Genomic DNA, 22,227 nt, shown 5'->3' with positions numbered 1-22,227 from the left:
CCGCCGTCAGGAGGCGGCGGACGCGGCCAGGAGGCGTTCGCGGATCAGGGTCACGGGGTCGTCGAACCACTCGTCGTAGCGGGTCGCCGGCCCCAGCAGCTCCAGCGTCGACACGTAGGCCTCCGCGTCCACCCGCCGCCCGGTCAGCAGGGCGGTCATGGCCTGCAGGTAGTGGTAGTCGCTGTGGTCCGGAAAGGCCTCCACGGCGCCGGCCACCACGTCGGCCGCCTCCGCGTCGCGGCCCAGCTCCAGCAGCGTCAGCGCGATCCAGCGGCCGGCGGCGGTGCGCACCCGGCCCTCCGTGTCGCCGCGGTACGCCTCCACGAACCCGGCCAGCGCCGCCTCGATGCGGCCCGCCCCGAAGTCGCGCAGGGCCTGCGGGTAGGGCAGGTCCCGCGGCGGCGTGTCGGACAAGGCCGGGAGGTAGGCGCGCAGCACGTCGGGGCCTCCGCCGAAGCGCCGCCCCACGACCCGCCAGCGCACGGCCCGGTGTCCCTCGAAGACCGGGAACGCCACCGGAACGGCGATGGCGCCCGCGGTCGTCGCGGCCGCCCGCTGCCGCAGCCGCTCCAGCGCGCCGGGCTCGGCGAAGTGCAGGCCGGACAGGTCGAACTGCCAGTCGTCGCCCGGGGCGGCGCCGGTCCACACGGCGCGGGCCGAGCGGTACGAGTCCTCCAGCCGGCCCACGATGACGTCCCACGAGTAGTGGGCCGCCGTGGCCAGGCCGCCCTCGCGCAGACGGTCGGCCAGGCCCGGCTCGTCGAGCACGCGGCGCAGTTGAGCGGTGAGGCCGTCCGCGTCGCACACGTCGGCCAGCAGCGCGTTCTCGCCGTCCCGGGCGTACTCGAGCACGCCCGCGTTACGGGTGGCCACGACGGGAGTGCCCGACGCCATGGCCTCCAGACAGGGCAGGGAGAAGGACTCGTACCGCGAGCAGCACACATACGCCGCGGCCCCCCGGTAGATGGCGGCCAGGTCCGGCTGCGAAGGGGCGATGACGACCTTGCCGAGCGGCTCCTGGGGCGGCCGGGGCGTCACCCAGACGAGGTCGGCCGAGGCGGACAGGGCGGACCACACCCGCCGCATCTCGGCCATGCCCTTGAACTCGTTGCCGTCCCAGCCGACGAAGAGCACGTAAGGACGATCCGACGCGGGCGCCGGCCCGGACGGGGTGAAGACCTGGGGGTCGACGGCGTTGTGCACCACCGTCGCGGCGACGCCGTAGCGCTCGCGCAGCACCTCCGCCACCGTGCCGGCCACCGTGATGGTGGCGTCGGCGGCGGCCAGGTTGCGGCCCACGACGTCGAAGGTCACCGGGTCCACCGCGTCGAAGAGGTGGAAGTCGCCCTGCTCGAAGTGCACGACGGGGGCCATACCGAGCGACCTCGCGGCGCGGATCTGGTCCCAGTAGCCGGCGACGATCACGTCGCACTCGGGCACGGCCTCGGCGAGCTCGATGCCGAAGGGGACGCGGCGGAAGCGGGCCCGCAGGTCGAACCAGTCCGGGGCGGCGAAGTGGCTGAGCACGGTGACGTCGTGGCCGCGGGCGGCGAGGCGGTTGGCGTGCTCGAACTGCACCCGCGCCCCGCCGCCGACGTCGGTGCGGGGCATGAGGTAGCACAGGCGCAGCGCGCGCGGGACCGGGCGGGCCTCGACCGGGCCGGATGCCGGCGTCGGCGGCAGGTCCCGGCGCGCCGCGTACTCGGCGTGGCGGGCCGCCGCGATCGCCGCCGGCAGGTCCGGTCGCAGCAGCGGCCCGGTCACGAGAAGTCGATGAGCGCGAACGGGTAGAACGGCACCTGTTCGAGCTGGTCGATGGCGAGCGGGGCCGGGCGGCCCTCCTGGTCGAGGGCGTAGAAGCCGCCGCCGCACTCGTCGCGGATGGTGCGCAGGATCCCGGCGAAGGGGGCCCGGTCTTCGCCGAGCATGACGGCGTTCCACTCGAAGACGATCCGGCCGATGCGGCGGGCCCGGATCAGGCCCATCATGCCCTGGAACGCGTGGAACTCGCCGCCCTCGATGTCGATCTTCAGCAGGTCGATGTGCGGGAGGTGGGCCAGCGCGTCGTCGAGCCGCACCGCGGGGACCTGGATCGTGGTGATGTCGTCGAGGCGGTGCTCGTGCTCGGGGCGCCGCTGGGTGGAGGAGTCGCCGACGAACCGGGACGAGGCGTGGAACCCGATCGAGCCGTTCCCGGAGTACGCCGCCTCGGTCCGCACCACGATGTCGTGGTCGGTCAGCCAGTTCAGCGACAGGTTGTCGCGCAGCAGCCCGGCGGTCGCCGGGTTGGCCTCGAAGGCGACCACCCGGCCGCCGGCGCCGACCTGGCGGGCCGCGAGCACCGTGAAGTAGCCGACGTTGGCGCCCACGTCGACGACGGTCTGGCCCGGGTGTACCGCGGTGGCGAAGTATCTGGTCAGCGGCGGCTCGATCGCGCCCCACGTGGTCAGCGCCGGCATGAGGCTGTAGTCGTCGGACGGGACCACGAGCATGCCGCCGTAGGCGAGCTCGATGAGCATCCGATCATTGCCGATGTACGTCCCGTGCATGGACTTCCTTCCAAGGTTGGCCGGCACGGCGGGGGCCGGGGCGGGAGAGGGCGGCGCGACGGCGGAGGCGAGGGCGAGCAGCGCGCGGGCGTTGTCGGCCGGACTGGCGCTCATCCCGACCCGGGCCACGGCGCCGAGCCCGTCCCCCTCGGCCTCGGCGTAGACGACGACGTCGGGCAGCTCCCGGCGCCCGGCGAGCTGGCGCACCAGGCCGGCCATCGCCTCGCCGACGGCCTCGGTCACCCGCGGCACGCCCTTGACGACCAGGGCCAGCTCGGAGCCGGGCAGGGCCGCCGCCACCTCGACCGCCCCGGCCAGCACCACGGCCGCGGTCTCGGCGAGGTCGGGGTCGACCAGCACGACGACCCGCGCCACCCCGTCGGCGGCCGGCGGGGCGACCACGGGCGCCGGCTTCGGCGGATCCGCCGTGTCCGACCGGTGCAACGACGCCGCCGACGTGTTCCAGCGGCGCACGGTGTAGGCGTCCGGGAACGGCTCGGCGGCGCGGTGCGGCTCCGTCCAGTGATACGGGAAGAACCGCTCCGGCCCGAGCACCGTGGCCGCCGGGCCGCCCAGCGCCTCCTGCTCGACGACGACCCGGGTCAGCAGCTCCGGCCCGGTCTGCTCGTCGCGGGAGCGGCCCGTCCGCGTGGCCACGGAGTCGGGCAGCGCGGCCACCACGGCGGCGATCGCCGGGTGGCCGGGCACGCAGCCGAGCAGGTCGTCGGTGAGCCGGAAGGCGTCCTCACGCACGCACAACAGCTCGACGCCGTCCAGCAGGGGCTCCAGGCCGCGCCGGCACTCCAGATCGGCGCCGGCCGCGATGCCGCCGTGCCGGAGCAGGATTTCGTACCGCAGGATGTCCACCTTGCGCGCCGGCGACCCGGCCGCGTCGAAGAGGGCCTGGTTGACCAGCGGCGGCACGTCCTCGTCGAGCCAGACCCGCAGCTGCCAGCCCGGGTTGCGGCGCCGCCAGGACTCGCCGAGGTCCCGCTCGCGCTCGGGCATCGGTCCGCCGAGCCAGATGCGGTGGATCACCTTCGGGATGCGCAGGTCTTGCAGTACCGCCGTCATCGCAGGCTCCCCACCAGGTCGCGCGCTTCGATGAGGCGCCGCAGCGTCTCGGCGATCGGGCCCCGCGGCAGCGGCAGGGCGTGCCGGGCCGGGTCGTGGCCCTCCACCGCGGAGAACGAGGCGACCAGGTCGCAGGCCCGCCACAGCTCGTCCGGGGTGTCGCAGGCGAGCACCTCGACCACGACGCCGAGGCCGATGTCCGGATGGCCGGCGAAGGTGTCCCCCGGCGGCACCCCGACCACGAGCACCGCGCTGCCCGCGGGCTCGGCCGACAGCGCCGTGGCCACCTCGCTCAGCAGCGGCGAGCGCGCGCCGACGCCGATGCGGGGCAGGCGTCCCTCGGCCCGGGCGGCGGCCCGGCGCGCGGCCAGCAGCCAGCCGAGCCCGGCCTCGATGGTGCAGACGGTGACCAGGTCCTCGTGCATCCGCTCCAGCAGCGTCCCCTTGCCCTTCCCCTGCGGGTCGGGCGTGCGGCGAAGCTCCTCCAGGGTCGACGGCAGGTCGGCGGTGAGCAGCCGCAGCCGGGCGTCGATGCGCCGGTCGACCTTGCGGATGGTGGCCTCGTACGTCGTGCCCCGATAGGCCGGCTGGGTGGCCAGCGACGGGTGCCGCTCGGCCAGGTGCGCCCGGGCCTGCCCGATCCGCCCGGCCCGGCGCATCAGGGCGGGCGCGTCCAGGCCGATGCGCACCCGCTGCACGGCGTGCCGGTTGAACACCACGCGCAGCCCGCGCGGCTTGCGGGCCAGGCGGTAGGCGAGGTCGGTGTCCTCGGCGAAGGGCACCTCGAAGCGGGCGTCGCCGAGCACCGAGCGGCGGATGCTCGACCGCCCGCCCCAGAACTGGCCCCAGTCCCCGAAGGTCAGGTGCCGCAGGCCCTCGTGGCTGCGGTACACCTGGCCCCGGAAGGCGAACCAGGCGTCCAGCTCGGCGGCCTTGTCGGCGCTCGGGCCGGTCCAGCCGAGCACCGCGTCCACCTCGTCGCCGTGCTCGGCGTACGTGCGCAGGTGCTCGGCGAGGCAGCGCGGCGCGGCCTCGTCGTCATCGTCGAGGAAGAGCAGGACGTCGCCGTTGCCGGCCTCGATGCCCACATTGCGGGCCTCCCCCGGGCCGACGTTGCGGTCCAGGCGGATGAATGTGAGGTCGAGGCGGTCCAGGAAGGGCATGACGAAGGGCTCGGCGGACTCGGCGGAGCCGTCGTCGACGACCACGACCTGGAACTTCTCCCGGGGCAGGGTCTGCGCGCACAGGGCGGCCAGGCAGTCGCGCAGCGGGCCGGGGCGCTCGTAGGTGGCGATGACGACGCTCAGGGTGAGGTCGGTCTTCGGCGGCTCGAGGTTGCCGGCGAGCTCGGCGTACACGTCGGCCCAGCCCTTGCCGGCGCGCGGGCTGGTGTGGTCGAGCACCGGGCTCGCCGGGTCGAGCCAGGCCGCCTGCAGGCCCCGGTGGTCGGCGATGCAGACGAGGTCGGCCCGGGTGAACTGGTCGGCCAGGAAGGCCTGGGCGGTCTCGTCGCGCGGCGGGTGCCAGCCGGCGTGCACGCTCGCCACCACCGGCAGGCCCAGCAGCCAGGAGCGCTCCAGCAGGGCGGCGTCCGCGAAGTCGCCGGCCAGGTGCAGGTGCACCACGTCGACCTCGCGGGCGGTCAGCAGCTCGGCCAGCAGGCGCTCCGAGGGCGTGTCGCCGAAGTAGGGGTCGGGCGCCGCGATGTCGAGGGCGAAGAGCCGTACGCCCTGCTCCAGGCTCATCTCGCGAAGTCCCGGGACGGCCGCGCGGACCGGCTCGATCGCCAGGACGTCCCACCCGCGGGCGGCCACCTGGCGGGCCAGTCCGATGCAGCGGCGGTACGCGATGGCGTCGCGGGACGGAAGGATCACGGCCACATGGGGCCGGCGTGTGTTGTTCCGCACACCGGCCCCATCGGCTACCGAATCAGACCTTTAGGAAAACCCGCTCGCTCTCGGGGGCCCGGTGCTGCGGCTGCGACCTGGGGCGCATGAACCGCGGCGCCCACCAGTTGGCGTCGCCCAGCAGGGTCATCAGCGAGGGCAGCACGACCGCCCGGATGATCGTCGCGTCGAGCAGGATCGCCGCCGCCAGGCCGACCCCGAGCTGCTTCATGTCGATCGTGCTCAGCGTGGCGAAGATGGAGAACACCGCCACCATCACCACCGCCGCGCTGGTGACCACGCCGGCCGAGCCCGAGATGCCCTGGGCGACCGCCTCGCGGGTGGTCAGGCCCCGGCGGACCGCCTCGCGGATCCGGCTGACCACGAAGACGTGGTAGTCCATCGAGAGGCCGAAGAGCACCACGAAGAGGAACAGCGGCAGCCAGGACACGACCGCGTCCATGGACTTGAAGCCCAGGATGCCCTCGGCCCAGGTGCCCTGGAAGATGAGCACCACCAGACCGTAGGAGGCCGCCGCGGACAGCAGGTTCAGCGCGATGGAGGTCAGCGCGACGACCACCGAGCGGAAGGTGAAGGCCATCACCAGGAAGGTCAGCACCAGCACGAAGGCCATGACGATCGGCAGCTTCTCCTTGACGTGCCCGGCGTAGTCCACGTCGGCGGCGACGAACCCACCGACCGCGACCTCGGCCCCCGACACCCCGCCGACCGTCTGCGGCACGAGCTGGGTGCGCAGCCGGTTCAGCGACTCCTTGGCCTGGTCGGAGCGGCCTTCGAAGGGCGTGGCGACGTCGAGCACGGCGACCTTGCCGTCCTTGGACACCTGCACGTCAGGAGCCTCGTCGAGCGGTGCGAAGAGCGGGTCGGCCGCGGCCCTGGTGGCCAGCTGGGTGAGCGCCGCCTTGGTCGCGTCCAGCTGCCCGGCGGGCACCCGAACAGCCACCGTGTGCACCGTGCCGTTGCTCGGAAAGGCCTTCACGAGCCGGTCGTACGCCTGCATGGCCGGGGTCGTGCGCGGCAGGTCCTCCATGCCGGGGAACGTCAGCCGCATGCTCAGCGCCGGCGCGGCCAGCGCCAGCAGGGCGAGCACCGAGATCGCGAGCGTCGCGGCGGGCCGGCGCAGCGCGGGCCGCAGCAGGGCGCCCCAGACGCGGGAGCCCCGGTCGTCGGTGCGGGGCCGGGTGAGGCGCCACAGCAGCGGCACCCGCGGCCGGTCGATCCAGCGGCCGAGCTTGGACAGCAGCGCCGGCAGCACGGTCAGCGAGCCGAGCACGGCGACCAGCACGACCAGGATGGAGCCCAGGGCCAGGGACGAGAAGACCACGTCGCCGGCGAGGAACAGCCCGCCCATCGCGATCGTCACGGCGATGCCGGAGACCACGACCGCGTGCCCGGAGGTCTCCGCGGCGATCTCGACCGCGTCGAGGTGTGCCCGCCCCTTGGCCCGCTCCTCGCGCTCGCGGCGCAGGTAGAACAGCGAGTAGTCGACGCCGACGGCCATGCCGATCAGCAGGATGACGCTGGAGGTGGTGTCGGTCGAGGGCACCAGGTGCGAGGCCAGGGTGGACAGGCCGAGCGCGGCGGCGACCGAGGACAGCGCGAGCAGGACCGGCACGCCGGCCGCGATGAGCGCGCCGAAGGCGACGATGAGGATGGCGAAGGTGACGGGCAGGCTGAGGTACTCGGCCCGCTTGAAGTCCGCGCCCAGCGTGTCGTCCATGGCCTTGGAGATCGACGGCCCGCCGGTCTCCTCCACCCGCAGGTCGGGATGCTTGGCCTGGACGTCCGCGGTCGCCTTCTGCAGCGGCCCGAGGCGGTCCCCGGCGGTGTCGGGGTCGCCCTTCAGGGTTACCCGGACCAGCAGGGCGGTCTTGTCGTGCGACGGCAGCGGGTCGCTGACGTCCGCGACGTCCGGCAGCGCCTTCATGGCGGTGGCGACGTCGGCGGCCGCGCCCATCGCGGCGTCGGTGTTCAAGGCGCCGGAGCGGGCGGTGATGAGCACGCTCTCGGTGGCCGGGTTGTCGAAGTGCCCGTCGTCCACGATGACGCCGGCCCGGCCGGACTCGCCGATGGCCTGATCCCGGTTGGTGGCATCGACGGTCCCCGCCGCGTTCCCGCCGATGAAGCAGACGGCGACGAACACGACCCACAATGCGATGGCGCGCCACGGGTGCTCGGCGCTCCAGCGTGCGACCCGAACAGTTATCGGTCTCTTCTCCACGGCAATGACGCTATGAATTCGCCGCGCCGCGGACATCCGGGCTGCACCCGGCCCGCACCCGGATCCAAGAACCGGGGGTTTCCCTGAGTATCAGGGCGCACCGCTGCCACCGGACGGCAACCGGACGGCAACCGAAGAAACCACCGGACTGCCTCAACATCGCCTCGGGCGCGCCGATTGCCCGAATGAGCAAGGATCGCTCATCCCGAAGGCCATGGACAGGCGACACACCGACGGGGGTTCGGTTCGCGTGCTCGAGGACATCACGTCGGTCACCCTGCACGGCGCCCTGGACGGGCTGGCCAAGCGGCAACGGGTGATCGCCGACAACATCGCCAACATCCAGACGCCCGGCTTCCTGGCCGGCCGGGTGGAGTTCGAGGACGCCCTGCGCACCGCGGTGCAGGCGGGCGACCCGCGCGAGGGGGCCATCACCACGGCCCGCTCGCTGGAGCCGACCCGGGAGGACGGCAACAACGTGAACCTCGACCACGAGGTGCTCTCGAACATCGACACCGGGCTGCGGTACCAGACGATGCTGCGCGCGACCGACGACAAGTTCGGCCTGCTGCGCGCGGCGATCAGGGGCTGAGCGCGATGGGCATCTTCGGGGCGATCGGCATCGCCGGCACGGGCGTCACCGTCTACCGCAAGTGGCTCGACGCCGTGTCGGACAACCTCGCCAACATCAACGACGCGGTGCCGACCAGCGGCGACGTGTTCCGGGCCCGGTACGTCCAGGCGCAGGCCGTGCACTACGGCAACGGCGACGGCGGCGTGGTGGTCTCCGGGACGGCCCTCGGCTCGCCCAAGGGCCGCCTGGTGTACGAGCCGGACAACCCGATCGCGGACCGCGAGGGCTACGTGAAGTACCCGGACATCGACCTGGGCTCGCAGATGACGCAGCTGATGATGGCGCAACGGGCGTACCAGGCGAATCTCACCGTCGTCGACCGCGCCAAGGACGCTTACCAGGCCGCGATCCAGGTCGGGAAGGGCTGACCCGCATGAGCATCGACGCCATCGCCCCGCTCGCGTCCATCACCCCGGTCAACGACCTGCTCGGCTCGACCGGCAGGCCCGTGCAGACCGGCTCGGGCGCGGACTTCGGCTCCATGGTCGCCCAGGGGCTGCAGAAGCTGCAGAACGCCCAGAACACCGCCGACGACCTGGCCGTGCAGGCGGCCACCGGGAAGCTCACCGACGTGCACGACTACATCATCGCGGCGACCGAGGCCAGCCTCGCCACGAGCCTCACCGTGGCCGTGCGCAACCGGGCCCTTGACGCCTTCAACGAGATCATGAGGATGCAGGCCTGATGCGCGACCGGCTCACCGCGCTCGGCCGCCGGGGCGTCGACGGCTGGAAGTCGTTCTCGCCCGGGCAGAAGGCCGTCACGGTCTTCGCCGTCCTGGCGCTCGCGATCGGCGGCTACTTCTTCGCGAGCTGGTCCGGCAAGCCGCAGATGGCGCCCCTGTTCTCCAACCTGGCCTCGGCCGACGCGAGTGCCATCGTCGACAAGCTCAACGCCGACGGGGTCACCTACACGCTCTCCGACGGCGGCGGCACCATCAACGTGCCGGCCGACCAGGTGTACGGGCTGCGCATCGAGATGAGCGGCGCCGGCCTGCCCGCACAGGGCGACGCCGGCTACGCCCTGCTGGACAAGCAGGGCATCATGACCAGCGAGTTCATGCAGCAGGTGACCTACCGGCGCGCCCTGGAGGGCGAGCTCGCCAAGACCATCAAGTCCATCGCCGGGGTTTCCTCGGCGTCGGTACATCTGGCCATTCCGCAGAAGGACGTCTTCACCGACGACCAGCAGGCGCCCACCGCCTCCGTGCTGGTGAACACCGGCACCAAGAACCTGACCGGCGACCAGGTGACCTCGATCGTGCACCTGGTCTCCTCCAGCGTGGAGGGCCTGGAGCCGCAGGCCGTCACCGTGGTCAGCGCCGGCGGCAAGGTGCTGTCCACATCGGACAGCGCCGGCGGGGGCGGCGGCCCGGACAGCTCGTCGGGCCAGACCAGCTCCTACGAGCAGCGGCTGCGGGCCGCGGTACAGACCATGCTCGACACCGTCGTCGGGCCCGGGCACTCGGCCGTGAACGTCACCGCCAACCTGAACTTCGACAACACCGAGACGAAGACGCAGAAGTACGTGGCCGACCCGGCCGTGCCGCCGCTGTCCGAGCAGAAGAAGTCGGAGCAGTACACCGGCGGCAACGGGGTGCCCGTCGGCGGGGTGCTCGGCCCGGACAACATCCAGGTGCCGAACGGGACCGGGGCCGGCGGGGACGGGCAGTACCAGCAGACGACCGAGACCCGCAACAACGCCGTCGGCATGGTCACCGAGACGACCAAGACCGCGCCCGGCCGGGTGAACAAGCTCGGCATCGCGGTGATCGTGGACAGCGCGGTGGCCAAGGTCGACCTCGCGCAGCTGCAGCAGCTCGTCTCCTCCGCGGTGGGCCTGGACCCGACCCGCGGCGACCAGATCGCGGTCAGCTCGATGGCGTTCGACACCAGCGCGGCCACGGCGGAGCAGAACGCGGCCAAGGAGGCGGCGAAGGGGCAGCAGGCGGAGGTTCAGCAGCAGTACATCCAGATGGGCGCGATCGCCCTGGCGCTCCTGCTGCTGCTCATCATCGCCGCCCTCGCCCAGCGCAAGCGCCGCAAGTCGGAGAAGGCGAAGCTGAGCGAGGAGCAGAACGCCGCGCTCGAGGAGATGCAGGCGGCGATCGAGGCGGCCCGGGCCAAGCTCTCGCTGGACGGCGGCGGCGGGCTGGGCGGCGCCGCGGCGCTGGAGGGCGGCGGCGCCCCGGGCGAGGAGTTCGACCGCGACGGGCGCTTCCGCGACCTGACCACGATGGTCGAGAAGCAGCCGGACGAGGTGGCCCAGCTCCTGCGCGGCTGGCTTGCCGACCGGCGGAGCTAGAGGTGGCCCAGCTCCTGCGCGGCTGGCTCGCCGACCGGCGGAGCTAGAGGTGGCCCAGCTCCTGCGCGGCTGGCTTGCCGACCGGCGGAGCTAGACCCGGCAACCGCAGGCGAAATGTCGGGCGCTGACGCGCCACGACATTTCGGACATATCACGATTTAGCGAAGCACGTCAAGCATAGAAGGTGGTAGATGAACACGGGCGAGATGACGGGGCTGCGCAAGGCCGCCATCCTGCTCGTGCAGATGGGCAAGGAGGACGCCGCCAAGATCATGGCGCACCTCCGCGAGTCGGAGGTCGAGGAGCTCACCGCCGAGATCGTGCGGCTCGGCCAGGTCGAGGCCGACATCGCCAACGTGGTGCTCGAGGAGTTCCACGACATGGCGACCGGGCACAAGTACGTCGGCCAGGGCGGCATGGACTTCGCCCGCGACCTGCTCGAGGCCTCCCTCGGCCGGGAGCGGGCCGGCGAGATCGTGGGCCGGCTCAACACCGTCTTCATGGACGTGCCGTTCGGCTTCCTCGGCCAGGCCGACCCCCGCCAGCTGCTGTCGTTCCTGCAGGACGAGCACCCGCAGACGATCGCGCTGGTGCTGGCCCACATGACCGCGACGCAGGCCTCGCAGATCCTCTCCGGCCTGGCCCCGGAGCTGCAGGCCGACGTCGCGCACCGCATCGCCGTCATGGACCGCACCTCGCCGGACATCATCCGGCAGGTCGAGTCCACGCTGGAGCGCAAGATGTCCTCGGTACTGCAGCCCAGCGACCTGTCCAACGTCGGCGGCCTGGAGCCGCTGGTGGAGATCATCAACCGGACCGACCGGGCCACCGAGCGGCTCATCCTGGAGGGCCTCGCCGGGCGCAACCCGGAGCTGGCCGAGGAGATCCGCTCCAAGATGTTCATGTTCGAGGACATCGTCTCCCTCGACGACCGCTCCATCCAGCTGGTGCTGCGCCAGGTCGAGACCAACGACCTCGCCACCGCGCTCAAGGGCGTGCGCGAGGAGGTGCGCCAGAAGGTCATGAAGAACCTCTCCGAGCGCGCCGCGGAGAACCTGGCCGACGAGATCGAGATGCTCGGCCCCGTCCGGCTGCGCCAGGTCGAGGAGTCGCAGGCCAAGATCGTCCAGGCCATCCGCACCCTGGAGGAGTCCGGCCAGATCGTGATCAGCAGGGGTGACGACGATGAGTTCGTGGGCTGAGTTCGAGCCCCCGGCGCCGGACGAGCAGGCGGAGGACTACCCGCTGGCGTTCCCGGCGCCGCCGAAGAAGCGGGCGGCCCCGCCGCGCAAGGCCTTCCCGCCGCCGCCTCCCCCGCCGGTGACCCCGGCGACGCGGGCCTTCCCCCCGCCTGAGGCGCCGGCCACGGTCCGCTTCGGCGAGAACGTGCTGCGCGACGCGCGGGCCACTGCGGCGCCCTCCGCCCGGTTCGACGTCGACCTGCGCGAGCGCGAGACGCTGCCGCCCGACCTGGTCGCGCGGTGGCGGGCCGAGGCCGAGGCGACCGGCTACGCCGCCGGGTGGGCCCAGGGTGTCCGCGAGGCGCGCGAGGCCGCCGTCGTGGAGGCCGCCCAGGCCGCCGAGGAGGCCGCGCAGGTGGCACAGATGCACCGGCACCGGGTCGAGCGGGCCGTGCAGGCGATCGGCCGGGCCGCGGCCGACCTCGACGCGCGGGTCGTCCCGGCCGCGGAGGACATCGAGGAGCAGATCCTGTCCACCGCCTTCGCGATCGCCGAGGCGGTGCTGCGCCGCGAGCTGCGCACCGCCGAGGAGCCGGGCCGGGAGGCGCTGGCCCGGGCGCTCGCGCTGGCCCCGGCGGGAACTGCGGTCACCGTACGCCTCAACCCGGCCGACCGCGTGACGATCGGGCAGACGGAACTGGTCATGGACGGCCGCACGGTGTCCCTCGTGGACGACCCGGGCCTCCTGCCGGGCGACGCGGTGGCGCTGAGCGATGCCACGACGGTCGACGCCCGGCTGGGCCCCGCGCTCGACCGGGTCCGGGAGGTCTTGGAGCAATGACATCCGCACTGCGGCAGCGGCTCGCGGCGGCCGCGCAGGCCGCGCATCCCCGCGTCAGCGGGCGGGTCGTGTCGATCATCGGGCTGTCCGTCACCGTCGCCGGGGTCGAGGGGCGGGTCGGGGACCTCGTCGAGATCGGCGACCCGGCCACCGGCGGGGTCGTGCCGGCCGAGGTCGTCTCCATCACCGGCGACCGGCTGGCCTGCCTGCCGCTCGGCCCGCTCTCCGGGATCGGCACCGGCAGCCCGGTGGTGAGCACCGGCGGGCCGCTGCGGATCCCGGTCGGCCCGCAGCTGCGCGGACGCATCCTCGACGGGCTCGGGCGACCGATGGACGGCGGACCCGCGCTCTTCGGCCTGGAGCACGTGCCGGTGGAGAACGAGGCGCCGGTCGCGCTGGCCCGGGGGCGGGTGCTCGAGCCGCTCTCGCTGGGGGTGCGGGCGCTGGACACCCTCGTGCCGTGCGGCCGGGGGCAGCGGATGGGCATCTTCGCGGGCAGCGGCGTCGGGAAGTCCTCGCTGATGTCGATGATCACCCGCGGTACCGACGCGGAGATCTCGGTCGTCGGGCTCGTCGGCGAGCGCGGGCGCGAGGTGCGCGAGTTCATCGAGAACGACCTCGGGCCGGAGGGACTGGCCCGCTCCGTAGTGGTCATCGCCACCTCCGACCAGCCGCCGCTGGTGCGCCTGCGGGCGGGCTTCGTCGCGACCCGCATCGCCGAGTACTTCCGCGACGGCGGCTCGGACGTGCTGCTGCTCATGGACAGCCTCACCCGCACCGCCATGGCCCAGCGCGAGGTCGGCCTGTCCGCCGGCGAGCCACCGGCCACCCGCGGCTACCCGCCGAGCGTCTTCGCCCTGCTCCCCCGCCTGCTGGAGCGGGCCGGCCCGGCCCCGACCGGCAGCATCACCGGGCTGTACACGGTGCTGGTGGAGGGCGACGACCACAACGAGCCGATCGCCGACTCGGCCCGCTCGATCCTCGACGGCCACATCACGCTGGACCGGCGCCTGGCCACGTCCGGGCACTTCCCCAGCATCGACGTGCTGGAGTCGGTCTCCCGGGTGGCCAACGCCGTGACCACGCCCGAGCAGCGGGCCAACGCCATCGCGCTGCGACGCATGCTGGCGGCCCAACGCGACGTGCGCGAGCTGGTGGAGATCGGCGCCTACGTGACCGGCACCAACCCGGACGCCGACCGCGCCCGCGAGCTGTGGCCGCGGATCAACGACTTCCTCCGGCAGGACATGGACGACACCACCCCAGCGCCCCGGGCGTGGCAGATGCTCGACACGCTCCTGGCAGGTGGCTGATGGCCAAGAACGGATTCCGGCTCGGCGCCGTGCTACGCGCCCGGAAGGCTCAGGAAGACCTGGCAAAGGCCGCGGTGGTACGCGCACGAGCCGACGCCACCGCCGCCGTGCAACGGGTGCGGGCCCGCGAACGCGACCTCGACGGCCGCACGGTGCTCGGCGGCGCCTCCGCGGCCGCGTTCGCCGCCACGCTGACCTCGCGCCAGGCCCTCGCCGGCGAGCTCGCCGCCGCGATAGCGCTGAGCCAGACCGCCGACGAGACCGTGCAGGAGCGCATGCGCGAGCTCACCGACGCCGCCGTGCAGCGGCGCACCATCGAGAAGCTCCAGGAGCGCCACGACGCCACCCGCAAGCGCACGGAGGCCGCGGCGGAGGCGAAGGCGGTCGACGACATCACCACCGCCGGCTCCTACTCGAACACCGTAGACCCGGAGGGACGCCCGTGACCGTGCTCGAGGCCCAGGCCCGCATTTCCGAGATCCGCTCGATGCTGGGCCGCCCGCAGCCCGCCGCGTCCGACGCCGCGTCGGCCTTCCGGGACACCCTGCAGTCCACTGTGGACTCCACCGCGACGGCCGTCCCGGCCACGTCCGCCATCGCCGCCGCGAGCCGCTCGGCCGGCGTGTCCGGCGCCGACGTGGTGAACGCCGCCGGGAAGTATCTCGGCACGCCGTACACCTTCGGCAGTAACACCCCGGAGAGCGGGCTGGACTGCTCCGGCCTGGTCCAGCGGGCCTACGGCGACCTCGGCGTGCGACTGCCGCGCACCGCCGCCGAGCAGGCCAAGATGGGCACCGCGGTGCCGTCGCTGGCCCAGGCCCGCCCGGGCGACCTGCTGGCGTTCGGCCGCCCGGTCAATCACATCGCCATCTACGCCGGCTCCGGCAAGATGATCGTCGCCCCGCACACCGGCGACGTGGTGAAGGTCGAGCCGGTCGCCGGCACGCCCACGGCGATCCGGCGCGTCGCCGCCCCTGCCACCACCCCGGCCCTGCGCCCGGCGGCCCTGACGAGCCCGGCCGCCCCGCTGTCGTCCTCCGTGCCCTACGCCGACCTGTTCCAGTCGGCCGCGGACCGGTACGGCCTGGAGCCCTCGCTGCTGGCCGCGGTGGCCAAGGTGGAGTCGGGCTTCAACCCGAACGCGGTCAGCGGCGCCGGCGCACAGGGCCTGATGCAGCTGATGCCGGCCACGGCCCAGGGCCTCGGCGTCGACGCCCTGGACCCGACCGAGGCCGTCGACGGCGCCGCCCGCATGCTGTCGAACAACCTGAAGCGCTTCGGTTCGCTGGACCTGGCGCTGGCCGCCTACAACGCCGGCGGCGGGGCGGTCAGCCGGTACGGCGGCATCCCCCCGTTCCCGCAGACCCAGGCCTACGTGCCGAAGGTGAAGGCGGCGATGGCCCAGCTCGGGACCGTCCTGGCCGCGGACGGGGGGCTGCTGTCGTGACCGTGCTCCCGCTCCCGCTCGCGGTGGCCACCCCGGCCAAGGGGGCGGCCCCCTCGCCGCGCGCCACCACCGCCTCCCCCGACGCCCCGGCGGAGGACTTCGCCGGGACCCTCGCCAACACGATCGAGGAGGCGCTGAGCGCCGCCGTCGACGACATGCCGCACGCCGCCACCGGGCAGCGCAGGCCGGCGGCCAAGGCCGGCGAGGCGCCCCCGGACGACGCGGGGGTCGCGCTGCTCCTGCTGATCCCACCCGCGATGCAGGCCGCCATCGCCGCGCCCGCCTTGACGACGCGGGCCCAGACCGCCGCCCCCGCCTTGACGACGCAGGCTCAGACCGCCGCGCCCGCCTTGACGACGCTGGCCCAGGCCGCCCCGGCTCAGTTGGCCGTCTCGTTCGTCCCGGCGGAGGCGGCCGCCTCCGGCACTGCGCCGAACCCGGGGTCGCTGCCGCTTCCGGGGGCTCCCACGCCCGCGCCGGCCGACCCCGGCGACCTCCGCTCCGTTCTCGCGGCGGACCTGGAGGCCAAGCTCGCCGCCACCGCCGGGAGCACCACCCCGACCGTCATCCAGACCGGCCCGCTGCCCAGCCGGCCCATGCCCGCGCAGGCCGCACCGATCACGCCGGTCGCGCTCATCGAGGTCCGGAACGAGGGCGCGGCGCCGGCGACGGTGGAGATCGCCGTCCCGGAGTCGGCGACCGTGGCCGTGGCCATTGAGGGCGGGGCCGCCGTCATCGCCGTCGAGGCGCCGGGGGTTCAGGCCGCACCACCACAGGGGGCGACCGCGCCGACCGATCCGGGCCCGACCGGCTTGCCGCCGGCCGCTGGCCGTCCGGCCGTCGTCACGCAGCAGGGGGCCGGGGTGGTGGCCGGCCAGGCCGCCTCCGCGATGCCCGACGCGGCGGCCCCGAGCACGCCGGCCGTGCCCGGGCCGGCCGGGGTGATAGCGGACGCGACCCGGCCGGTCGTCGCGGCACCGGCCACGGCGACGACGGCCCAGCCCCCGGCACCCGTCCAGGCACCGGCACCCACCCAGGCACCGGCTCAGGCACCGGCGCAGGCACCCGCGAGGGCATCGGCTCCAGCCGTCGCGCGGCCGGCGCCGGCCACCGATCCCGTCGTCGCCGCCGTCCTGCCGGGCGCGGTGGCGGCCGCGCCGGCCACCGCCTCGACGCCGGTCGCGGCGCCCGCCGCCGGGGCACCGGACACCGCCGCACCGGTCACCTTCCAGCAGGGCGGTCTCCAGCAGGGCAGCTTGCAGCAGGGCGCCTTCCAACAGGGCAGCTTCCAGCCGGGTGACGGCCGGCCGGGGAGTCAGCAGCCGGGGAACAACCAACCGGGCACCGCCGCTCCGGCCGGACCCGTCCTGCCCGCCGCGCCAGTCGCGCCACGACCCGCGGCCGCCGGCCCGGCGGGCGGCGCGCCCGTGCGCGACCCGGGTGTGGGCCAGCCGGCGGTGACGGACGCGACCGCGGCTGCCGTCCTCGCACCCTCTGCGCACCGGGCCGGCCCGGCGACCGTGCCGGACGCCGCCCAGAACGTCGCGCCGGGCGCCGACCAGAACGTCGTGGCGGGCGCGGTGCCGAATGCCGCGCCGAGTGCCGTGCCGGTGGCGGCGCCCACCACCCCGGCGCCCGCGGTGCCGCAACCCGCGCCGACCGGGACCGACGGCTGGGGCAGCGTGGCGCCGCAGCTGGTCAGCGTGCTCTCGCCGCTGCGCCGCGGGCCCGACGGGGTGCACCGCATGACGCTGCGGCTGCAGCCCGAGAACCTCGGGCCGGTCAGCGTCGTGGCCGAGGTGCGCAACGGCACGATCGCGGTACAGCTGCGGGCCGACCGCGAGGCCGGCCAGGCGGCCCTGCAGGCGGCGCTGCCCCAGCTGCGCCAGGACCTCACCGACGCGGGCTTCGCCGGCTGCGCGCTGGACCTGCACCAGCAGGACTCCCCCGCGGGCAACCAGTCGCAACATTTCTCAGGTTGGCAGCCGGAGGGACGATCTCAACGGCGTACGCCCGAAGGCGACCAAAGCTTCGCCATCGAGCCGCCGGCGCCGGTCGACGACGACGGCCTGGTCGACGTACAGCTGTAGAAGGGAGCCCGCCATTACAGCCCCGACGCCGGTCAGCGGCAACGTCGCCGACTACCTGCCGAAGAAGACCCCGGTCACCGGCAACGTCGCCGACTACATGCCGAATGCCAATGCCCCGGCCACCGATGCCCCGGCCACGACGACGAACAAGACGGACGAGCCCGCCAAGCCCGGCGGTGAGCTGGGCAAGGACGCGTTCCTGAAGCTGCTCGTGGCGCAGCTGAAGTACCAGGACCCGAGCCACCCGATGGACAACACCGAGTTCCTGGCGCAGACGGCCCAGTTTACGACCGTCGAGAAGCTCACCGACATGGCCACGGTCGAGCAGAACCTGCTGGCCGCTCAGCTCCAGCTCGGTGCGAGCAACCTGATCGGGCGCACGGTGACGTACACCGGCAAGGACGGCAAGGAACAGACCGGCGTGGTGACCGCCGCGAAGTTCGCCGGGACCACGACGACCGTGCGCGTCGGCGACGCGGACGTGGCGCTGGCCGACATCAAGCAGGTGACGGCCACCGACGCGGCGGCTCCGCCGGCCAGCGACAAGCCGGCTCAGCCGGCCACGCAGCAGGCCCCGCCCGCACAGCAGACGCCGGACACGCAGCAGGCCCCGCCCGCACAGCAGACGCCGGACACGCAGCAGACGCCGCAGACGTCCCAGCCGGCGGCGCAGCAGACGCCACCCACGCAACAAACGCCACAGACACCAACGCAACAAGCGCCGCAGACGCCACCGGCGACGCCAGCGCAACCACCCACTCAGGCGTCCTGAAAGGAAACCACCCCAGATGCTCCGCTCACTCTTCTCCGGCATCAGCGGCCTGCGCGCGCACCAGCAGATGATGGACGTCACCAGCAACAACATCGCGAACGTCAACACCGTCGGGTACAAGTCGGCCCAGACGGTCTTCGCCGACACGCTGAGCCAGATGATGCGCAGCGCCGGCGCCCCCCAGCCCGAGCTCGGCGGCACCAACCCCGCCCAGGTCGGCCTGGGCGTGCGGCTGGCCGCCATCAACACCAGCTTCGTGCAGGGCTCGGCCCAGACCACCGGCCGGGCGACCGACGTCATGATCTCCGGCGACGGCTTCTTCGTGGTGAACTCGACCAACGAGCAGCTGTACACCCGGGCCGGCGCCTTCAACTTCGACGCCGAGGGCAAGCTGGTCACCCCGACCGGCGCCGCGGTGCAGGGCTGGCCGGCGGTCAACGGCGTGGTCAACAGCAACGCGCCGCTGGGCGACATCCGGCTGCCGATGGGCACCCTGATCGCGCCCACGGCCACCACCGCCGCGGTCATCGCCGGCAACCTCCCGGCCAACGCCGGCAGCAACGCGACCACGATCTCGCGGACCATCAAGATCTACGACACCACCGGCGCGCAGCGGACCCTGCGGCAGCAGTTCATCTGGGACCCGTCCGCGCAGTCCTGGTCGCTGCAGCTCGACGACGGCAACGGCGGCGCGCAGAGCCCGCTGACCCCGCTGGTGTTCGGCAGCAACGGGCAGATCACGCAGCCGACGTACACCGACGCGGCCGGCGGCACGCACATCGGTATGCAGTACGACCCGTCGGGCAACGGCACCGGCACGATGATCGACGTCGACCTGGCCGGCCTGACCGAGTACACCGGCAACGCCACGGTGCAGCCGCTGAGCCAGAACGGCGCGCCGGCCGCGACGCTGCAGTCGTTCTCCATCAACCCCGACGGTCAGCTGGTCGGCATCTTCTCCAACGGCAACAAGCAGACCGTCGCGCAGCTGGCGCTGGCCAACTTCAACAACCCGCCCGGCCTGGAGAAGGTCGGCGACTCGCTGTACCGCTTCACCGTCAACTCCGGCCTGGCCCAGGTCAACGCGCCGGGCTCCGGCGGGCTCGGCACGCTGCAGAGCGGCGCGGTCGAGATGTCCAACGTCGACCTCGCCCAGGAGTTCACCAACCTGATCGTCGCCCAGCGCGGCTTCCAGGCCAACTCCAAGGTCATCAGCACCTCCGACGACGTGCTGCAGGAGCTGGTGAACCTCAAGCGGTAAGTCCTAGGAGGGCGCCGTGATACTGCTGACCCGCCTCAACGGCCCGGTCTTCGCGCTCAACCCCGACCTTGTCGAGCGGGCGGACTGCACGCCCGACACCGTCATCACCCTTGTCGACGGCACGAAGTACCTCGTCGCCGAGTCGCTGCCGGAGGTCGTGGGGCTCATCCGGCACTACCGGGCCTCGGTCGTCGCCGAGGCCCAGAACCTCGCCGGGCAGACACCGGAGGAGCGGGCCGAGGCCGCCGCGGAGCGGGTCAAAGAGACCAACGTCGTCCGTCTGCACCGTCGGGAGCGCTGAGCACCATGGATCCGGCAACCCTCGTTGGCATCGTCCTCGCCTTCGTCGCGATCTTCACCGCGATGATCCTCGAGGGCGGCAGCCCCGGGTCGATCTTCCTGGCCGCGCCGCTGGTGCTGGTCTTCGTCGGCACCATCGGCGCGGCCATGGCCGGCGGCATGCTCAAGGACATCATCGGCCTGGTCGACTCGCTGAAGCGGGTGACGCTGTCCAAGTCGGCGGTGTACGACTCGCTCGTCGACGACATCGTGAAGCTGGCCGAGAAGGCCCGCCGGGAGGGCCTGCTGGCCCTGGAGGACGCGATGAAGGAGGTGCAGGACCCCTTCCTGAAGAAGGGCCTGCAGCTGGCCATCGACGGCACGGACTCCGAGGAGCTGGCCGCCATCCTCGAGGCCGAGGTGGAGGCGAAGAAGAAGGCCGACAAGCAGGCCGCGACGATCTTCACGGCCATGGGCGGCTACGCGCCGACGATCGGCATCATCGGTACCGTCATCGGCCTCATCCACGTGCTGGAGAACCTCAGCGAGCCGGCCAAGCTGGGCGAGCTGATCGCCGGCGCGTTCGTGGCCACCCTGTGGGGCGTGCTGTCGGCCAACGTCATCTGGCTGCCGATGGGCGCCAAGATGAAGCGCCTGTCCGACATCGAGTGCGGGCAGATGGAGCTCGTCATCGCGGGCATCATCAACATCCAGGCCGGTGCGAACCCGCGCCTGGTCGCGCAGAAGCTGCGCAGCCTCCTGCCGCCCGGCGCCTCGAAGGAGAAGGAGAAGGCCGCCTAGGCCATCATGGCGGGATGCGTCCCCTGCACCCGTCGGCCGTGCCCCCGGAGATGATCGAGCTCGCCACCGAGCGCCGGTTGGCGGGCGACTGGCGCGGGGCGTGCGCGGCCGCGAACGTGGACGTCCACGTGGACCTCGACCTCGCCGGGACCGCCGGGCCGGCCGAGGCGGACCTGCTGCACCTGGCGCCGGACCTGCTGCGGTGGTACCTCCCGCGAGACAAGCGCAGCGGATACTTCGAGCCCGCCGCGCACTACCGGCTGGGCCGCTGGCTGACGGTCAGCACCCCGGCGGCCCTGCGGGACCCCCAACGCCTGACGCTGCGCCTCGGCACCACCGGGCTCGGGTCCGGCGCCCGCCGGAAGTCGCTCCCCCGCTATTGCTGGGATTTCCGGTGTACCGCGGAAATCCTCGACCAATGCGGCGGAGCGGACCGCCTGCCGTTCTTCACCCGCGCCGGCGAGCGACTGACGAGCGCCGAAACGGCGGCCGAGCGCGCGATCGAGCTGGACGAGGCCGGCCGGCACGTCGAGGCGTGGTCGGTGGCCGGCTTCACGCTCGACAGCCAGATCCTCGACGACGGCCGGTGGGGCAACTACATCTTCCAGATCCCGCCGGGCGACGTCGCGCGCCGCCGCCGCGCCCCCGACAGCAACCTGCGGTGGCAGTGGCCGCCGCACACGCGGGTGCCCACCCTGATCCGCCGGCACCTGGCCGAGCTCGGCCGCAGCGCTGACCTGGTCAAGGTGCCGCGCAACTCCGTGACGCTCGTCATCGACGTCGAGCGGCCCCTTGCCCGGCTCATCCCCAAGCGCACCGGCAGCGAGGACTGGGATCGGCGGCGCCGGGCCGAGCGCGAGGAGTTCGGCGTCGAGCTGCCGGACGTCCCGTCGATCCCGGCCGAGCTGCTGCGCCGGCCGGAGCTCTTCGAGGCCCTGCGGTCGGGCCGCCTCGCCCCCGACGACCTGCACCCGATCGTCCACGGCGTCCTGTTCCCGCAGCGCCACGGGCCCGGACCTCGCCCGCGCGACCAGCTGTCGCTGAGCGTCGGCGTGCGCTGCCTCGGCGCCAACCACAAGGTGCGCATGGTCGACGGGCGCATGGTCTGCCCGCACACCGAGGAGGAGCTGGCCCGCGAGCGCGTCCTGGCCGGGCTGGGCGGCGCCCGCCTCGGCTGCCTGGACGTGTACGACGGCTGGCGGGCCCCCGGCACCGCCGCCCTGCCGGAGCAGCTGCGCCGCCTGCGCGACCGGCTCGCGGTCATGCTCGTGCACGGCGACCGGTGGGGCGTGGAGGAGGAGCTGCGCCGCGGCCTGGACCCGGGCTTCCGCACCGAGGACGGCCGCGCGATCGCCGATTTCCTGAGCTGAGGGCCCGCACCAGGAGGCTCCCCCGCGGCAACCGTCCCGCACTCACCCGTCGGGCGGTTGGGCCGATCTCATCCCCGACGGCGTGACAGGGCGCCGGCGGATTCGGAGGGGGCTGCCGTGAGTGGTGGTGGACACGCGGCGAAGGCCGGCGCGCACGCCAAGCACAAGAAGGGCGGCCACGAA

General features: G+C 73.4%; 19 protein-coding genes. 15 read left to right on the top strand and 4 right to left on the bottom strand.

Going from position 1 to position 22,227, the window contains the following annotated elements; genetic code table 11:
* Positions 1-6: 6 nt before the first annotated feature.
* Genes ABD352_RS24905 through ABD352_RS24890 form a run of 4 tightly spaced genes read right to left on the bottom strand, consistent with a single transcriptional unit; the run spans position 7 to position 7,751 of the window.
* Entirely contained in the window at positions 7-1,764 is a 1,758-nt protein-coding gene (locus ABD352_RS24905) for a glycosyltransferase (RefSeq protein WP_344614885.1), read from the bottom strand.
* Positions 1,761-3,623, bottom strand: a complete 1,863-nt coding sequence (locus ABD352_RS24900) for an FkbM family methyltransferase (RefSeq protein ID WP_344614884.1) — start codon at positions 3,621-3,623, stop codon at positions 1,761-1,763. The genes ABD352_RS24905 and ABD352_RS24900 overlap by 4 nt, the downstream gene beginning before the upstream one ends.
* Positions 3,620-5,497: a glycosyltransferase gene (locus tag ABD352_RS24895; protein WP_344614883.1), complete on the bottom strand. Its 1,878-nt coding sequence runs from the start codon at positions 5,495-5,497 to the stop codon at positions 3,620-3,622. The genes ABD352_RS24900 and ABD352_RS24895 overlap by 4 nt, the downstream gene beginning before the upstream one ends.
* Positions 5,498-5,552: 55 nt before the next feature.
* Positions 5,553-7,751, bottom strand: coding sequence for an MMPL family transporter (locus tag ABD352_RS24890; RefSeq protein ID WP_344614882.1), 2,199 nt, complete (start codon positions 7,749-7,751; stop codon positions 5,553-5,555).
* Positions 7,752-7,965: 214 nt separating this feature from the next.
* On the opposite strand from ABD352_RS24890, the gene ABD352_RS24885 reads away from it, so the two are divergent.
* From ABD352_RS24885 to ABD352_RS24815, 15 genes are all read left to right on the top strand, one after another.
* On the top strand, positions 7,966-8,343 hold the full coding sequence (locus ABD352_RS24885; protein ID WP_344614881.1) for a flagellar basal body rod protein FlgB: 378 nt from the start codon (positions 7,966-7,968) through the stop codon (positions 8,341-8,343).
* 5 nt (positions 8,344-8,348) lie between these two features.
* Complete coding sequence (locus ABD352_RS24880) at positions 8,349-8,753, top strand: flagellar basal body rod protein FlgC (RefSeq protein WP_344614880.1); 405 nt, start codon at positions 8,349-8,351, stop codon at positions 8,751-8,753.
* A gap of 5 nt (positions 8,754-8,758) precedes the next feature.
* Positions 8,759-9,070, top strand: coding sequence for a flagellar hook-basal body complex protein FliE (fliE, locus tag ABD352_RS24875; protein WP_344614879.1), 312 nt, complete (start codon positions 8,759-8,761; stop codon positions 9,068-9,070).
* Positions 9,070-10,689: a flagellar basal-body MS-ring/collar protein FliF gene (fliF, locus tag ABD352_RS24870; RefSeq protein ID WP_344614878.1), complete on the top strand. Its 1,620-nt coding sequence runs from the start codon at positions 9,070-9,072 to the stop codon at positions 10,687-10,689. Before fliE ends, fliF begins: the two co-directional genes overlap by 1 nt.
* A gap of 191 nt (positions 10,690-10,880) precedes the next feature.
* Positions 10,881-11,891, top strand: a complete 1,011-nt coding sequence (gene fliG / locus ABD352_RS24865; protein WP_344614877.1) for a flagellar motor switch protein FliG — start codon at positions 10,881-10,883, stop codon at positions 11,889-11,891.
* A complete protein-coding gene (locus tag ABD352_RS24860) occupies positions 11,875-12,711 on the top strand; it encodes a FliH/SctL family protein (protein ID WP_344614876.1) in 837 nt (278 codons plus the stop codon). Before fliG ends, ABD352_RS24860 begins: the two co-directional genes overlap by 17 nt.
* Positions 12,708-14,024 carry a FliI/YscN family ATPase gene (locus tag ABD352_RS24855; RefSeq protein WP_344614875.1) on the top strand — a complete coding sequence of 439 codons (1,317 nt, stop codon included), beginning with the start codon at positions 12,708-12,710 and terminating at the stop codon, positions 14,022-14,024. The genes ABD352_RS24860 and ABD352_RS24855 overlap by 4 nt, the downstream gene beginning before the upstream one ends.
* Positions 14,024-14,470, top strand: coding sequence for a flagellar FliJ family protein (locus tag ABD352_RS24850; RefSeq protein WP_344614874.1), 447 nt, complete (start codon positions 14,024-14,026; stop codon positions 14,468-14,470). The genes ABD352_RS24855 and ABD352_RS24850 overlap by 1 nt, the downstream gene beginning before the upstream one ends.
* Entirely contained in the window at positions 14,467-15,471 is a 1,005-nt protein-coding gene (locus ABD352_RS24845) for a transglycosylase SLT domain-containing protein (protein WP_344614873.1), read from the top strand. The genes ABD352_RS24850 and ABD352_RS24845 overlap by 4 nt, the downstream gene beginning before the upstream one ends.
* Positions 15,468-17,561, top strand: coding sequence for a flagellar hook-length control protein FliK (locus ABD352_RS24840; RefSeq protein WP_344614872.1), 2,094 nt, complete (start codon positions 15,468-15,470; stop codon positions 17,559-17,561). Before ABD352_RS24845 ends, ABD352_RS24840 begins: the two co-directional genes overlap by 4 nt.
* 97 nt (positions 17,562-17,658) lie before the next feature.
* Complete coding sequence (locus ABD352_RS24835; RefSeq protein WP_344614871.1) at positions 17,659-18,333, top strand: flagellar hook capping FlgD N-terminal domain-containing protein; 675 nt, start codon at positions 17,659-17,661, stop codon at positions 18,331-18,333.
* 16 nt (positions 18,334-18,349) lie between these two features.
* Positions 18,350-19,594 carry a flagellar basal-body rod protein FlgF gene (gene flgF / locus ABD352_RS24830; RefSeq protein WP_344614870.1) on the top strand — a complete coding sequence of 415 codons (1,245 nt, stop codon included), beginning with the start codon at positions 18,350-18,352 and terminating at the stop codon, positions 19,592-19,594.
* A gap of 16 nt (positions 19,595-19,610) precedes the next feature.
* Complete coding sequence (locus ABD352_RS24825; RefSeq protein WP_344614869.1) at positions 19,611-19,895, top strand: flagellar FlbD family protein; 285 nt, start codon at positions 19,611-19,613, stop codon at positions 19,893-19,895.
* Between the two features lie 5 nt (positions 19,896-19,900).
* The gene (locus ABD352_RS24820) at positions 19,901-20,674 is read left to right on the top strand and encodes a flagellar motor protein (RefSeq protein ID WP_344614868.1); all 774 of its coding nucleotides are present in this window, start codon (positions 19,901-19,903) and stop codon (positions 20,672-20,674) included.
* A gap of 14 nt (positions 20,675-20,688) precedes the next feature.
* Positions 20,689-22,044 carry a hypothetical protein gene (locus ABD352_RS24815; RefSeq protein ID WP_344614867.1) on the top strand — a complete coding sequence of 452 codons (1,356 nt, stop codon included), beginning with the start codon at positions 20,689-20,691 and terminating at the stop codon, positions 22,042-22,044.
* The last annotated feature ends 183 nt before the right edge of the window (positions 22,045-22,227 follow it).

The sequence above is a fragment of the Dactylosporangium salmoneum genome (assembly GCF_039532525.1).
GTDB lineage: Bacteria > Actinomycetota > Actinomycetes > Mycobacteriales > Micromonosporaceae > Dactylosporangium > Dactylosporangium salmoneum.
Note: the sequence above shows the minus strand (reverse complement) of the source record. Positions and strands in the feature narration are given on the sequence as shown.

Coding starts and splice junctions, on each gene's coding strand:
- ABD352_RS24880 (WP_344614880.1), top strand. CDS start 8,349: ATGGGCATCTTCGGGGCGATCGGCATCGCCGGCACGGGCGTCACCGTC.
- fliG (WP_344614877.1), top strand. CDS start 10,881: ATGAACACGGGCGAGATGACGGGGCTGCGCAAGGCCGCCATCCTGCTC.
- flgF (WP_344614870.1), top strand. CDS start 18,350: ATGCTCCGCTCACTCTTCTCCGGCATCAGCGGCCTGCGCGCGCACCAG.
- fliE (WP_344614879.1), top strand. CDS start 8,759: ATGAGCATCGACGCCATCGCCCCGCTCGCGTCCATCACCCCGGTCAAC.
- ABD352_RS24815 (WP_344614867.1), top strand. CDS start 20,689: ATGCGTCCCCTGCACCCGTCGGCCGTGCCCCCGGAGATGATCGAGCTC.
- fliF (WP_344614878.1), top strand. CDS start 9,070: ATGCGCGACCGGCTCACCGCGCTCGGCCGCCGGGGCGTCGACGGCTGG.
- ABD352_RS24885 (WP_344614881.1), top strand. CDS start 7,966: ATGGACAGGCGACACACCGACGGGGGTTCGGTTCGCGTGCTCGAGGAC.
- ABD352_RS24850 (WP_344614874.1), top strand. CDS start 14,024: ATGGCCAAGAACGGATTCCGGCTCGGCGCCGTGCTACGCGCCCGGAAG.
- ABD352_RS24835 (WP_344614871.1), top strand. CDS start 17,659: ATGCCGAATGCCAATGCCCCGGCCACCGATGCCCCGGCCACGACGACG.
- ABD352_RS24860 (WP_344614876.1), top strand. CDS start 11,875: ATGAGTTCGTGGGCTGAGTTCGAGCCCCCGGCGCCGGACGAGCAGGCG.
- ABD352_RS24855 (WP_344614875.1), top strand. CDS start 12,708: ATGACATCCGCACTGCGGCAGCGGCTCGCGGCGGCCGCGCAGGCCGCG.
- ABD352_RS24820 (WP_344614868.1), top strand. CDS start 19,901: ATGGATCCGGCAACCCTCGTTGGCATCGTCCTCGCCTTCGTCGCGATC.
- ABD352_RS24900 (WP_344614884.1), bottom strand. CDS start 3,623: ATGACGGCGGTACTGCAAGACCTGCGCATCCCGAAGGTGATCCACCGC.